The 13,717-nt window shown below is 59.6% G+C and carries 13 protein-coding genes; 4 read left to right on the top strand and 9 right to left on the bottom strand.

What is annotated here, in order from left to right; genetic code table 11:
• Positions 1 to 10: 10 nt before the first annotated feature.
• A complete protein-coding gene (locus ACTJJW_RS13245; RefSeq protein ID WP_462645391.1) occupies positions 11 to 613 on the bottom strand; it encodes a histidine phosphatase family protein in 603 nt (200 codons plus the stop codon).
• Positions 613 to 1,995, bottom strand: coding sequence for a M16 family metallopeptidase (locus ACTJJW_RS13250; protein WP_462645393.1), 1,383 nt, complete (start codon positions 1,993 to 1,995; stop codon positions 613 to 615). The genes ACTJJW_RS13245 and ACTJJW_RS13250 overlap by 1 nt, the downstream gene beginning before the upstream one ends.
• A 269-nt stretch (positions 1,996 to 2,264) precedes the next feature.
• Between ACTJJW_RS13250 and ACTJJW_RS13255 the strand changes: the two genes are divergently transcribed.
• Entirely contained in the window at positions 2,265 to 2,861 is a 597-nt protein-coding gene (locus tag ACTJJW_RS13255) for a TetR/AcrR family transcriptional regulator (protein WP_462645461.1), read from the top strand.
• A gap of 28 nt (positions 2,862 to 2,889) precedes the next feature.
• On the opposite strand, the gene ACTJJW_RS13260 is transcribed toward ACTJJW_RS13255, so the two are convergent.
• On the bottom strand, positions 2,890 to 3,882 hold the full coding sequence (locus tag ACTJJW_RS13260; protein WP_462645394.1) for an aldo/keto reductase: 993 nt from the start codon (positions 3,880 to 3,882) through the stop codon (positions 2,890 to 2,892).
• A 189-nt stretch (positions 3,883 to 4,071) separates the two neighbouring features.
• Between ACTJJW_RS13260 and ACTJJW_RS13265 the strand changes: the two genes are divergently transcribed.
• Positions 4,072 to 4,617 carry a YbhB/YbcL family Raf kinase inhibitor-like protein gene (locus ACTJJW_RS13265; protein WP_462645463.1) on the top strand — a complete coding sequence of 182 codons (546 nt, stop codon included), beginning with the start codon at positions 4,072 to 4,074 and terminating at the stop codon, positions 4,615 to 4,617.
• A gap of 62 nt (positions 4,618 to 4,679) precedes the next feature.
• Here the strand turns inward: ACTJJW_RS13265 and ACTJJW_RS13270 are convergent, their stop codons facing one another.
• Complete coding sequence (locus ACTJJW_RS13270; protein ID WP_462645396.1) at positions 4,680 to 4,865, bottom strand: hypothetical protein; 186 nt, start codon at positions 4,863 to 4,865, stop codon at positions 4,680 to 4,682.
• A gap of 172 nt (positions 4,866 to 5,037) precedes the next feature.
• Positions 5,038 to 7,287 (bottom strand): polyribonucleotide nucleotidyltransferase, encoded by a 2,250-nt coding sequence (locus tag ACTJJW_RS13275; RefSeq protein ID WP_462645398.1) that lies wholly within the window; start codon positions 7,285 to 7,287, stop codon positions 5,038 to 5,040.
• A gap of 309 nt (positions 7,288 to 7,596) precedes the next feature.
• Between ACTJJW_RS13275 and ACTJJW_RS13280 the strand changes: the two genes are divergently transcribed.
• Complete coding sequence (locus ACTJJW_RS13280) at positions 7,597 to 7,779, top strand: DUF5302 domain-containing protein (protein ID WP_462645400.1); 183 nt, start codon at positions 7,597 to 7,599, stop codon at positions 7,777 to 7,779.
• Positions 7,780 to 7,928: 149 nt separating this feature from the next.
• Here the strand turns inward: ACTJJW_RS13280 and ACTJJW_RS13285 are convergent, their stop codons facing one another.
• Positions 7,929 to 8,507 (bottom strand): CE1759 family FMN reductase, encoded by a 579-nt coding sequence (locus ACTJJW_RS13285; RefSeq protein ID WP_462645401.1) that lies wholly within the window; start codon positions 8,505 to 8,507, stop codon positions 7,929 to 7,931.
• Positions 8,508 to 8,549: 42 nt separating this feature from the next.
• Positions 8,550 to 9,680 carry an LLM class flavin-dependent oxidoreductase gene (locus ACTJJW_RS13290; protein WP_462645403.1) on the bottom strand — a complete coding sequence of 377 codons (1,131 nt, stop codon included), beginning with the start codon at positions 9,678 to 9,680 and terminating at the stop codon, positions 8,550 to 8,552.
• A gap of 154 nt (positions 9,681 to 9,834) precedes the next feature.
• On the opposite strand from ACTJJW_RS13290, the gene ACTJJW_RS13295 reads away from it, so the two are divergent.
• On the top strand, positions 9,835 to 10,509 hold the full coding sequence (locus ACTJJW_RS13295) for a helix-turn-helix domain-containing protein (RefSeq protein WP_462645405.1): 675 nt from the start codon (positions 9,835 to 9,837) through the stop codon (positions 10,507 to 10,509).
• Positions 10,510 to 10,616: 107 nt separating this feature from the next.
• Here ACTJJW_RS13295 and ACTJJW_RS13300 read toward each other — a convergent pair whose 3' ends face one another.
• Both ACTJJW_RS13300 and ACTJJW_RS13305 read right to left on the bottom strand, forming a co-directional pair.
• Entirely contained in the window at positions 10,617 to 12,818 is a 2,202-nt protein-coding gene (locus ACTJJW_RS13300) for a hypothetical protein (protein ID WP_462645407.1), read from the bottom strand.
• A gap of 200 nt (positions 12,819 to 13,018) precedes the next feature.
• Complete coding sequence (locus ACTJJW_RS13305) at positions 13,019 to 13,711, bottom strand: ABC transporter ATP-binding protein (RefSeq protein WP_462645409.1); 693 nt, start codon at positions 13,709 to 13,711, stop codon at positions 13,019 to 13,021.
• Between the last annotated feature and the right edge of the window lie 6 nt (positions 13,712 to 13,717).

A 13,717-nucleotide genomic window follows, 5' to 3' on the forward strand; every position in this document is an offset into this window, starting at 1 on the left:
TCAGGCTTTACTAGTAGGGCTGCTCTTCGGGCAAACCGGTGCGGAGTTCCGCCGGCAGGTGCCCCAGATCATTATGAGCCACGAGAACGGGGGGCTTCGCGCTGCGCACCCGGATGATCGTGAGACCACAATTGGCTTGATTGAGCCCAAGCCAGCGCCACTGGTCGCCACCGAGCACTTCGCGCACGAACCATGCGATTACGAAATTGTGGGTAATAAGAAGATCGTGGCGATCCTCGCGCGCCGGCGTGAGGAATTCGGCAACAGCGTCTTCCATTTGGGCCTGCCCCGCATCGATCTCTTCGGGAGTCACAGAACCGAAAAAGTGGTCAAACGCTGAAGGCATATCGACGGTGGGGCCGCTCGGGATGCAGTCCATGAGCAGTGTCGTGGGCTGCGACTCGAGGGCGGGCATCCGCTCGGTCATGATTGCCGCGGTTTCGGCCGCGCGTTGCAAAGGCGAGTGAAAGGAGCGAGTGAACGGAACGCCACTGAGGCGTTCAGAAATTGCCATCGCCTGACGCGTTCCTTTGCCCGAGAGCGGGCCATCGGGCAGTCCGTGTTCTGCGTCTTGCTGTTCGCCGTGACGCACGAGGTACAGGTAGTGAGCCATCACCATTCCTTTGTTGATCTAACTCCGGGCAGCGCTGCCGAGGTAAACCCGGAGAACATCTCATCGGTGACCGCACCGACTGCCGCGATAGACAGAGGACGCGATGAGAGCTCGCGAGCAAGTTCTTGGATGCCGTCGGCCGTGACCGCCGAGATCCGCGCGATTGAGGCGTCGAGGTCGATAAATTCGCCGAGCGTCAATTCACTGCGACCGAGTCGCGACATGCGCGAATCGGAGTCTTCGAGCGCGAGAGCTGAGGCACCCCGCAGTTGGCCAACCGCGCGGCTGATCTCTTCGTCTGTGACCGGAGAATCGCCGAGTTTGCTGAACTCTTCGAGCATGAGCTCGGCAACCTGCGCAGACTTCGCGGGAGAGCATCCGGCATAAATGCCAAAGATGCCCGCATCGGAGTAGCTGGGCGCAAACGAGTACACCGAGTACGCCAGGCCGCGCTTCTCGCGCACTTCTTGGAACAGGCGCGAAGACATGCCACTGCCTAAGATCGAGTTGAGCACGGTGAGCGTTGCACGACGCTCATCAGTGGCTGAGAGTCCTTCGACGCCCGCAATAATGTTTGCCTGTTCGATTGGGCGATGAGTTACCTGAAGGCGCTGACGTGGGGTGCTGGCAGAAGCGGCTGTTGCAGTGTTTCGGCGCGCAACAGGTGTCGCCTCACGAGTGAGGTCCCAGCCTGCACCAACGAGGCAGGCAGAGACCGCAGCGACGAGCACGTCGTGGTCGACTGCGCCCGCCACGGTGATCACGAGGTCTTGCGGCCGGTAGTTGCCGCGGTAGTGCTTCACCACCGAATCCCGCGAGATGGCATTGATTGTTTCAGGGCTGCCACCAATGGGTCGACCCAGTGGATGCTCACCAAAGACTGCCTCGAAGAAGCGCTCACTGGCAACATCGGTGGGGTCGTCATCTGCCATGGCGAGTTCTTCTAAGATCACTCCACGCTCATTGGCAAACTCGGTTGGATCGATCAGGCTCGACGTGAGCATGTCGCCGATCACCTCGACCGCCATAGGCAAATCAATGTCTTGCACCTTGGCGTAATAGCAGGTGTATTCCTTGGCCGTCATTGCGTTGTGCTCGCCGCCGACGGCATCGAAGCTGACCGCAATATCGAGCGCTGTTCGTGACGGTGTTCCTTTGAAAAGCAGGTGCTCAAGGAAGTGAGTGGCACCAAAGGTGCCAGAAAGTTCGTCTCGCGAACCAGCCGCTACCCAGTAGCCGACAGTGGCGCTGCGCGCACCGGGAACCTGTTCGCTGAGGATGCGTACACCACTCGGCAATACGGTTCTGCGAACGAGACTGTCGCCGGTTGCGGTGAAGGACAGCTCGGGGAGGTCAAGAGGAAGAATCACAGCGTCGTTCATCGCTATCAGCCTACGTCATTTGTCGGGGAGCGAGAGTCTGTCCGAACAACTCTCAGGATAGTTGCCCCCTAAATTGGGGGCAATACATGAGGACAGACAGACTTGTCTGTATGTCCTCATGTGCTACGGTTCTTTTTAGGCCCCCAGAGCCGACAACCCGGACCCGAACCGGGTTGTGCATAAAAACCACGTCGCATGCCCCCAAATCGAGCGATGTGCTAAGTGGGGAAAGTTCCTGATCCGAATTTCCCCGGAAGGAGTGCGCTGTGATGGTATTTGAGACACCAGAGACCGCACAGCGCGCTCCGGCCAAAGGTCGCATTCTTGACACGGCCAACGAACTTTTCTACCAAGACGGCATTCTGAACGTCGGAGTAGACCGCATCATCGCGAAGTCGAGCGTGACGAAGGCAACCTTTTATAAGCACTACCGTTCAAAAGACAACTTGATTCTTGAGTACGTCAAGCACCGCAGAGCAGCCGCAGAGTCACACGTGCAGTCCATCGTTGAGGGCGCAGCATCTCCTCATGACGCTGTTCTCGGCCTGCTTGAGGGCGTTGCAGCTGAGCTCACGAAGCATGACTTTCGTGGATGCCCGTTCCTCAACGTCGTCGCCGAATTTCCTGACCCCGCGCATCCGGTACGTCGATTGATCACTGAGCACCGCGATTGGTACAACGAAGCTCTCTATGAGCTGATGCGCGACGCAAGCCACCCGTTCCCCGGCGACGCCGCTGACGAGCTCATGCTCGCCAAAGATGGTGCACTCGCTGGAGGATACGCTGGCGACACAATTGCTGCGGGAGCGGCAATGGCGCGAGTCGTCAAGCGCGTGCTCGCCGAATCCGTCTCCGTCTCCGTCTAGCAGCTTTAGAGGCTCGCAGCTCGCAGCTCTAGAAGGCCGAAGCTCGATCCAACTCGGCTGACTGATGCCGCGTCAGTTGCACACGGGCGGCCGCGAGCAATTCCGGCACCTGTGTGGCATTGCTCGCGCTAACGACGGGTGCAACCACTCCAGGCTTGTTGAGCAACCAGGCCAAGGCAATAGTCGTGACGCTGGCATCGTGCTCATCAGCGACCTCGTCGAGCGCATTCAGCACTTTGAAACCGCGACGACGAAGGTACTGTGCCGCGTCATGCCCCCGCGAGCTGAGGGCCAAGTCGGCACGCTGCCGGTACTTGCCGCTCAGGAATCCACTGGCAAGCGCAAAGCGGGGCATGACGCCCAAAGCCTGGATTGCGGCGACAGGAGCAAGCCCCGTCTCATATGCTTCGCGGTGCAGCAGGTTGTAGTGCGACTGCACGGCCACCATCGGAGCAACCCCCATTTGGCCGCACGCAATGCGCGCCTGGATGAGTCGGTTGCCGGTGTGATCTGAGCCACCAAAGTAGCGAACTTTGCCCTCACCAATCAGCTCGTCGACGGCCAGCAGAGTCTCATCAAAATCGACGCTCTCGTCGTCAACGTGCAGGTACAACAAGTCAATGTGCGACGTACCCAGCCTGGCAAGAGACGCAGTCACAGAACGCTTGATCGCGTCAGCACGCATTCCAGGGTTGTCGCGGCTCTTTCCGACTTTGGTGGCAATGACCATGTCATCGCGGTTGCGACGCACGCGCATCCACTTGCCAATCATTAGTTCGCTGCGACCGGATGCATACGAGTCAGCGGTATCAACAAAGTTTCCTCCGTCGTCGGTGAAGGCGTCGAGAATGGCCGTAGTTGCGGGGTCGTCGGCAGTCCAGCCAAAGACGTTCCCACTGAGCGCAAGAGGGTACACGCGAAGGGCCGAAGAGCCGATCACTCGCGTGATGAAATGAGGCTGGGGGGTTGCTCGCGCGCTGGTAGAACCCGGCAGTGATTGAGTCGGGTGTACCTGCGTCATAGGGGCCTCCCACAAGGCTTTTGGCAAGGATAGATCGAGGCAACGCCCAATGCGTGCAGCACAGGTCGATCGTTACTACTCCGTGTCGAAAACTGTCATATTTGGGCGCTGCGAAGGCAGTCGGTGTCATTTCGATTGCATCCTCGCGATAATGGCAGCAGCACAGTGTTGACCCTCGAGAGGACTGCCATCGTGAATGACCCGAATTGGAACCTTCCAGTAGTGCCCTCATTCGAACTTGAGAGCCCTGATTTCGAAGCCGGCGGTACATTGCCCCAGTGGGCGCGCTCAGGGATAGCAAATGCGGCAGGCGAGGATCGCTCCCCCACGCTGCACTGGCGCGGGTTCCCTTCTGGCACCAAGAGCTTCGTACTGACAGTGTTCGATCCTGATGCGCCGACAAGTAGCGGCTGGTGGCACTGGGCCGTGTTCAATATTCCGGCCTCAATCGAGTCACTGCCACAAAATACGGGCAGCGCCGATGGATCGCTCCTGCCAAATGGCGCCATCACCCTGCCCAACGACCTGCAACTCGAGTCGTTTCAGGGGGCGGCCCCGCCCGCGGGCCACGGCGAGCACCGGTACGTTTTCACGCTGAGCGCGTTGAACACCGAACGTCTCGACATCGCTGAAGGAAGTACGCCAGCCATGCTTGGGTTTGTCATGCGCGACCACGTTGTGGCACGAGCCCAGCTGATTGGGCTGTCATACACAGCAAATGACACAGCGCCCTAGAGGGCACGTCAAACATCCCGCTTCGGGAATACGGGACACAGGAGAGCGCCAAAGCTTATGCGTTAGCTGTTCTGGCGGAAGTAGTGTGGCACGCGCTCGTAGCCACGGCTGCGCATCTTCGCGACAACCACGCTGACGACCACGACAAGCACAACAATGCCGAGAGCTACCCACAGATACCACGCGGTCTCAAGCCACACAAGCATGTCGCTCATGAAGGCGTCGAAAGGTGTAGTGATTCGAGTCACAGCACCACCGTACCGTTCTGAAGTGCCGCGGTCCCCACCCTTTGCTAGGGAAGACAAGGGTGACTACCCCCGAACTGGGGCGACTCCCCCAATCCACCGGGACTTAACGACACAGTGCCCACCCTCTCAGAGGATGGGCACTGTGTGTTACTGCAGTTGAGGTAAGCCGAATCTAGCTTTCGTCAGCGGGAGCCGCTGCTTCTGCGTCGGATTCATCGGTAACCGGAGCAAGCGAAAGCTTTCCGCGGTCATCGATCTTGGTGATTTCAACCTGAATCTTCTGGCCGACAGCGAGCACGTCTTCGACGTTCTCAACACGCTTGCCACCGGCAAGCTTGCGAACCTCAGAGATGTGCAGCAGTCCGTCCTTGCCCGGGGTGAGCGAAACGAATGCGCCGAAGGTAGCGATCTTGACGACCGTACCCAAGAAGCGTTCGCCGACCTCAGGGTTGAGCGGGTTCGCGATGGCGTTAACCGCCGCGCGTGCAGCCTCGGCAGAAGGACCATCGACAGCGCCGATGTAGACGGTTCCGTCATCCTCGATCGAGATGTCAGCTCCAGTGTCATCCTGGATCTGATTGATGTTCTTGCCCTTAGGACCGATCAGCTCACCGATCTTGTCAATCGGGATCTGGACCGAGATCACGCGAGGAGCCGTAGGGGCCATCTCGTCGGGAGCATCGATTGCCGAGTTGATGACCGACAGGATCGCGGTACGCGCTTCCTTAGCCTGCTTGAGTGCACCGTCGAGAACCGACGACGGCAGTCCAGCGAGCTTCGTGTCGAGCTGAATCGCGGTAACGAATTCGCTCGTGCCGGCAACCTTGAAGTCCATGTCGCCGAGAGCGTCTTCAGCGCCGAGGATATCGGTGAGAGCCGCGTAACGAGTGACGCCATCGATCTCATCCGAAATCAGGCCCATGGCAATACCGGCAACAGGTGCGCGCAGCGGCACACCAGCGTTAAGCAGCGACAGGGTTGAAGCACAAACGGAACCCATCGACGTTGAACCGTTGGAACTGAGAGCCTCAGAAACCTGGCGGATCGCGTAAGGGAACTCCTCACGGGGAGGAAGCACCGGTGAGATGGCGCGCTCTGCGAGGAAACCGTGACCGATTTCGCGACGCTTCGGGCTGCCAACGCGACCGGTCTCACCCGTCGAGTATGGCGGGAAGTTGTAGTGGTGCATGTAGCGCTTCTTGGTCACCGGTGCCAGCGAGTCAATCTGCTGCTCCATCTTGAGCATGTTCAGTGTGGTGACACCCAAGATCTGGGTCTCGCCGCGCTGGAAGATTGCCGAACCGTGAACGCGAGGAATGACCTCTACCTCAGCATCGAGCGCGCGGATGTCGCTCAGGCCACGGCCGTCAATACGGATTCCCTCGGTCAGTACGCGCTGGCGCATAACCTTCTTGCTGACTGCCTTGTATGCGCCACCGACCATGCCGAGCACGTCTTCGCCGAGTTCTTCAGCGTCGACCTTGGACTGAACCTCAGCCTTGACACGAGCCTTGAGCTCGTCGTCTGCGGTCTGGCGCTCAACCTTGTCAGCAATCTTGTAGACATCGCGAAGCTCTACCTCAGCGAGGTCGCTGACTGCGTTGTACGCCTGGTCGGAGTACGGCGGGAAGAGCTGGAACTCGGCAACAGGCTTGGCAGCCTTGTTCGCGACCTCAAGCTGAGCCTTAACAAGCTGCTTAAGGAAGGGCTTGGATGCTTCGAGTCCCTGAGCGACAACAGCCTCGTCGGGCTTGGTTGCGCCGGCCTTGATGAGCTCCCAGCTGTTCTCGGTCGCTTCAGCTTCAACCATCATGATGGCGATGTCTTCTTCGCCCTTGTCGTTGGTGACCATGCGGCCAGCAACAGTGAGGTCGAAGACAGCGTCAGCAAGCTGGCTGTGCTTCGGGAAGGCAACCCACTGATCGTTGATCAGAGCCAGACGGATGCCGGCAACGGGACCATAGAACGGGAGTCCCGAGATCTGGGTGCTGAGCGATGCAGCGTTGATCGACAGCGCGTCGTAGAACTCGTCAGGCGCAATGCTCAGAACCGTGATGACGATCTGAACTTCGTTGCGGAGTCCCTCAACGAAGGTGGGGCGCATCGGACGGTCAATGAGACGGCAGACGAGGATCGCTTCCGTCGATGGACGACCCTCGCGACGGAAGAAGCTGCCGGGGATTTTGCCTGCCGCGTAGGAACGCTCTTCAACATCCACGGTAAGGGGGAAGAAGTCGAAGCCTTCACGCGGGTGCTTGCCCGCGCTGGTGGCGCTCAAGATCATGGTTTCTTCGTCGAGGTACGCAGCAACGGCACCCTGTGCCTGCTGTGCGAGTCGACCGGTTTCGAAGCGCACGGTGCGCTTGCCGAACTTGCCGTTATCGAGAACGGCTTCGGCGAATGTGATTTCTGGACCCTCCATACGGGGGTTTCTCCTTTGTTTTACGTCGCGCACCCGTGTGGTGTGCGACTCGTCAAGGAGCAGGAGCGGGCAGAAGGACGCGATGGTTCATGCGCATGCCTAGAGTGGCGGCGCATGTCTGGCCAACAGTAGAAAGCCTCCGAACGACTCGGAAAATTACCACCGGTGACCAGCTTCTTGCCAGCCTGCTCCGTACGTTGCCCTACGTCTAAGTGGACAACGCTCATAATCGTACCATTAGGCACCCTCTGACCCGAGAAATCAGCGATAGCGACACGCTCACGCCGTGAGTCGTTTACGCTTACGGGTATGGAACCATCAGAGTCGTCCACCTCCGCCAGCGACGAAAACAAGCGCAGGTTCCGCGAGGCACTGGACCGTAAGCAAAATAAGGAAACGGCGCGTCCGGGACACTTGGATGCCGAATCGGCAATCCAGGGCACCCACGAACGAGCCGATCACAAGCGGGACTTCCGTCGCAAGACCGGGTAAATGAGCTAAATAACCGCTGCCACCCGGCGACACCGCATGGGTCACACCATTACGGAGCTCGCCGTGCAGCCCGGCTGGCTGCTCCTCGGCGCACCGCCGCTGGGTGCTGACTGCTGCAGAGTTGCTCACTACTTCTGAGCCGCCGAATGTTATTGGGCGCCGAAGCTGCCCACTGGGCTAAAGTCCTCGGGGAGCGCGAACGGGTCGATCACCTGATCGGAACGATCAGACACTGCCGCGAGCGCCGCTAACTCCCCTGCCGCGCGAGCAATTCGTGCCGGAAGTGTGCTCGATGCGCGCTCGCCCCCACTTGCCCAGTCTGCGGATGCCGCATACACGCCAGTCGGCACTGCCACAGCATGCAGGTAAGTGAATAGCGGTCGCAGCGCGTAGTCGATCGCGAGCGAGTGCCGATCGGTTCCGCCGGTCGCGCCGAGCAGTACGGGTAGGTCTGTGAGCGATTGCGGGTCGAGGATGTCGATGAGTCCATCGGCACCGGTGACTGCGCTGATTGCTGCGTCAAGCTTGGCGCTCGGGAAACCCGTGAGCAGGTTGTTAGTGATGTCGTGCGCGAGGTCGCGCAGTTCGATCACTGTAACCTCTGCTTCTACGCCTCGTTCGTGCAGGTCGCTTACGGTTGCTTCGGTGAGGCGATCGGCAAGCAGTCGGGTTGACGATGGCTGGCTGAGACCTGCCGTGATGACGGCAACATTCTTGACGTCGGTCATGGTGTGCTTCTTTCTTGATGCGGGATGCCTGGGTTGTGGTGACTAGACGGCTGGATTTGTAGCGCCCGAGGGGTCGACAGCTGCGGGGGCGGCAAGAGCCGCGTCACGCTTGGCGACGAGAGATGCGTGGGTGGGAGCATCCGGAACTTCGGCTGGGCGGTTGGTGGCGAACTCCTTGCGAAGCACCGGCACAACTTCTTCGCCGAGGATGTCGAGCTGTTCGAGCACGGTCTTCAGCGGCAAGCCAGCGTGATCCATGAGGAACAGCTGGCGTTGGTAGTCACCGAAGTGTTCGCGCATTCCTGCGTACTTGTCGATGACCTCTTGCGGGCTACCAACGGCGAGTGGTGTTTGCTCGGTGAAGTCTTCCATCGAGGGGCCGTGGCCGTAGACAGGAGCATTGTCGAAGTAGGGACGGAACTCAGTCTTCGCTGCTTGCGAATTGCTGCGCATGAATGCTTGACCACCGAGGCCGACAATGGCTTGCGCAGCGGCGCCGTGACCGTAGTGTTCGAAACGCTGGCGGTAGTAGCTGACGAGGCGCATGTAGTGCTCTTTGGGCCAGAAGATGTTGTTCGCGAAGAAGCCGTCACCGTAGAAGGCAGCCTGCTCGGCGATCTCTGGGCTGCGGATCGAACCGTGCCACACAAACGGTGGAACGCCATCCAGAGGTCGAGGTGTCGACTGGAAGCCTTGCAACGGCGTGCGGAACTTGCCCTCCCAGTTCACAAACTCTTCACGCCACAACTTGTGCAGCAGCGAATAGTTTTCGATCGCGAGGGGAATGCCCTCGCGAATGTCTTTGCCAAACCACGGGTACACCGGTCCGGTGTTTCCGCGACCCATCATGAGGTCAGCGCGACCATCAGACAGGTGCTGAAGCATCGCGTAGTCCTCGGCGATCTTCACGGGATCATTAGTCGTGATCAGAGTCGTGCTCGTCGAGAGGATGAGCTTTTCGGTCTGAGCCGCAATGTAGGCAAGCGTCGTGGTGGGGCTTGAGGAGACGAACGGCGGGTTGTGGTGCTCGCCAAGGGCGAAGACATCGAGCCCGACTTCTTCCGCTTTCTTCGCGATCGTGACGATGGCCTTGATGCGCTCGTTCTCGGTGGGGGCGCTGCCGTCTGTGGGGTCAGTCGTGACGTCGCTAACGGTGAAAATTCCGAACTGCATTAGTGCTCCGGTCTCCCAATATGTGTCTGGATGAATCAGTTATCCGGTTCAACCACGCTGCGTAGTCATAATTCCGGCACCGTACCGCCACATGGCGGGTTAGGCACTCTGAGTCGTACAGTAGTGGCGAATCTATGAAAGGCGGCTGGCCGCTATGCCCGCACTGAGTGACACTCACGCCAACTCCGGCACCGATAGTGCCGTGCACAAACTACTGGATGTTGCACGCACTCTAGGCGACCGCCAAGCCGCTGCGCGGTCGCTGGACCTTGCTCCCTCAACGCGCTATCGCGTGATTGTCCAGCCCGCGAGCACCACGAGTGCGGCGGCCGGACCATCAGCAGTGCTCACCACCGTGGTGGGTGCCATTCGCGCCGAAATACTGCTCAGCACGGATGCCGTGAGTGCGCCGCGTGCCGGAATCGGCATCGCTGCCGCCCCCGGTGAACTGGTGCGGTCGTGGCAGTCCGCGCTCACCGCCCTGCGGTTGACCTCCGATGGTGAACCTGTGTTGTACGCAGACGATCTCGGTTCGCTGCTGCTTCTCTCCGAAATAAGTCCGGCGGGAGCACCCGAGAACTGCGACCTTCAGTCGGTTGGCGTTGTCATTCGCGAGTCACCGCGCGTCATCGCGATGCTCGATACTCTTGCTGCGAGCGACAGCCTGCGCGCTGCCGCCAGCACTCTAGGCTTTCATCACTCCACGGTGCAGTCCCGCGCCGAAGAGCTCAGTGGCAAGCTCGGCTTCGATGTGCGCACTGCACGCGGCCGCACGCGGCTTTCGGTTGCGCTCGCGCTTTACCGGCTCGAGACGGTGCGCTTCGAATAACGCTTGCGAACTCGTCGTTCAGCTCACCAGCCATGTTTCCTCTCGATAGCTCGCAGGGAGCTTTCGAGCGGTCCGCCCAATCCCACCTATGGAACCGGGAATCGCTACTATGTCCGTACACGAATGAAACCAATTGCACCAATAGCCGCCAAAACAGCGGTAAGGCTGGCAAGATAACCAACCAGCGGGAGGACGGGCACCTCGGCCGGGAATCCTAGTTGCGCTAAGCCTATGAACATCACGGCAAGAGAGATCACCGTCCCAGCGATGACACCGAGGACAAGGGCAGATCCGGCTTCTCGAAGATAGACACTGCCAAGCCACGAACGTGGAATTCCTAACGCGATCAGGCTTGCATTCTGTCTCTTCAGCGCTTCAACGCTACCCCGAGTCGATCCGGCAACCACCACGACCCCGAAGAAAGCGAGCACACCAATCAGCCCGAGCTGGAAGGGAGTTACAGAGAAGGGATCTTCGGCTCGGAATGTTCTGAGCAGACTTCCGTCAAATCCCTGCCGCACTAGAGCGTCACCCGCTCGACTCGCCTCGTCGGCTGTCACCCCTCCGAAGGCAAGCAGTCGCGGCGTCACCGTGAGGCCACGGTGTTCGGCGGTGTCACTGAGGATGAACCCTGCCGTCTCCCGTGCCCAGCGCCCCTCAAAGCTCTCCGAGATTGCGCCGCTTAGTTGGATCGCGCGGGGTTCGGTCGTTCCAATCGTCCACACCCGAGCGTCGCTATAGTTAGCATTCCACATAACCCCGCCGTCTTCGAGCGTGCGTTGTGCCTCGCCGGAAATTGACTCACCAAGCAGCATCTCTAAGTCGCTGACTCCGTCAATAACGTCCACTGCACCGAGGCCGCCCGGTGTCGCCACTATGCCCTCTCCCTCCGGAGTCATGGGGGTGGATACGGTAATGATCGTCGTATCGTTGCCAGCTGCATCAACTACCGATTCGGTGACCGTCTTGTCAGTGGAGTTGTCACCCGATATGTAGTAGAGCGCCTGACCTTCTCGGGGTGGGATCCTCGCGTTCTCGTTGTTTACGGCAATCGATGACGCGATCAGCGTGGCCATTGCGATCACCGGACCAACCGTCAGCGCAGCGCCCACGACGGCAAGCGCCGATGCTGAGCGACGCTCGCCGATGCGACGCCATGCGAGTCTGCTTGCCGGGCTGCGGCTTGGAAGCCGCTTAGCTATCCAACCAATTAGCTCTGGAGAGACTATGCCTAAGGCTAGGACGAGTAGGAGCACGACGGCGAAAATGTTGGGTATATCTCGAACCGGGAACCCAAATAGGACGATGAGCCCAACGACAATGATCGCAAGCGCACCACGCGACGTGGAGAGGACCCGAACGTTGGTTCGCCGGCTGCGTGCTTCCTCTGAGCGGGCACCTCGGCGCCGCGGCCATTGAGAGGCCAATACAACAAACAGCCAGATGACCGCCGCGCTAATGCTCACACGAAAAAACGGATCCCAGGGGGCTGGTGTGGACGAGGGCTCGTGCCCGACAATCGCCGTAACGACCGGGTCAGAAAGCCAACCGAGCAGCCACCCTGCAAGCGCACCTAGCACTACTGCGGGAAGAAGGATTAGTATCTCGGCGACGTGCACCGAGCGCGCGGCCGAACGTGGGCCCATCCCCTGCTCGACCAGAAGCAGGCGACGTTCACCGGAGTAACGCCCTCGCAGCGCCAGAGCGATAGCGGCGGCAAGCACGGCAAGTGGCACCGCTACCCATTTGTACAAGTACGGCATCCGGTCTATCACCGGCGCACCGCGCACCGCGAGGTTGGCAACTTCGACGTTAGCTGCCGCGGGCTCGGATGTCGCCAACTCGCTGTAAAAATCGCTTACTACCAAATAGTCAATAGCAGTGGTGTAGCCAACAACCGTCGCGGACAACCGAGGAAAGGCAGCTTTCGCCCCAGGCCAATCCCACGAGCGCCACGTACCAGGAGCAGCGAGCAATGCTTCAGACCGGACAGCGTGCGCGTTTTCGACCTGTCCGACTACATACAGTTTGCCCGGGGTTAGCCCTTGAAGGGTCGAGCCTGTCAGCAGCCCGGTTGCGTTGGTTACGACAACTTCTCCCGGCTGCTCCGGCCACCGCCCCTCGGACAACGTGTACCCCCAGCCACGTGAATCGCACCCGTCCTGGAATTCTCGATAGGCATACGTTTTACCATCCCGGGTGTCGGTCTGAAGGATCGAGCTAATCTCAGCACAGGCCTCGGATCCAGCGACCTTGGAGAGTTGCTGCCTGGTAGGTTCGATAGCGACCCCCGCTTCAGAAGTTGGCACGAAATCATTAAAATAAACCGCAGTGTCCATCCCTCCGTAGAGGTATTCACGTTCGGACGCCGGGCTGAACTCCATCCGCATGAGCACGACGAACACCAAGCCCAGCGCTGTTCCGACAATCAGTACCGGTAGGACCCACCAGTATCCGGAGCGTGGTCTCGCTAGTTTTAGCGACGCCCTCCAGCCTGCCACTGTCCTCATCATTCTCTCCTGGCCCCGCTGCGGTCGATCGATCCATCAACCATAGTTAACGTCTCGTGAGCAAACTTCATTGCCGTGAGGTCATGTGTCACTGCGAGAACCGCGTAACCCTGCGCGGCAAGTTCCCGGAACAAGCGGAACACCATCTGGGAATTCTCGTGGTCAAGCGAGCCAGTTGCTTCGTCAGCCATCACGATCTTGCGCTCACCCACGATCGCTCGAGCTATCCCAACCCGTTGCCGTTGTCCTCCTGACATTTCGGACGGAAAGCGCCGCGCAAGGTCTGCAAGCCCCACCCGGTCCAGTGCTTCGATCGCCGCAGTTTCAGCAACAGTGTGATGCTGCCCCTGGAGCTCTAGGGGCAGCATCACGTTCTCGGCTGCTGTGAACTCAGGGAGTAGCTGGTGCTCCTGAAATACCATCCCAATCTCTCTGAGTCTTACAGCGGCACGCCTCTCTGGTGATTGGCTCGACAGCTCTACGCCGGCAAAGAAAACATGGCCGGTTGTCGGAAGATCGAGCCCCGAGAGCAGCGACAAGAGCGTTGATTTGCCACAACCGCTCGGTCCCATGAGACATAAGAACTCACCCGGAACCAGTTCCAAGCTGACGTCGCGCACACCAAAAACTTGCTCCGATGGCGTCTCGAAGAGGCGTGATATCCCATCAGTTTGGAGTATGGACCCATGCATAGGAGT

The sequence above is a fragment of the Rhodoglobus galactosidasius genome (assembly GCF_054957775.1).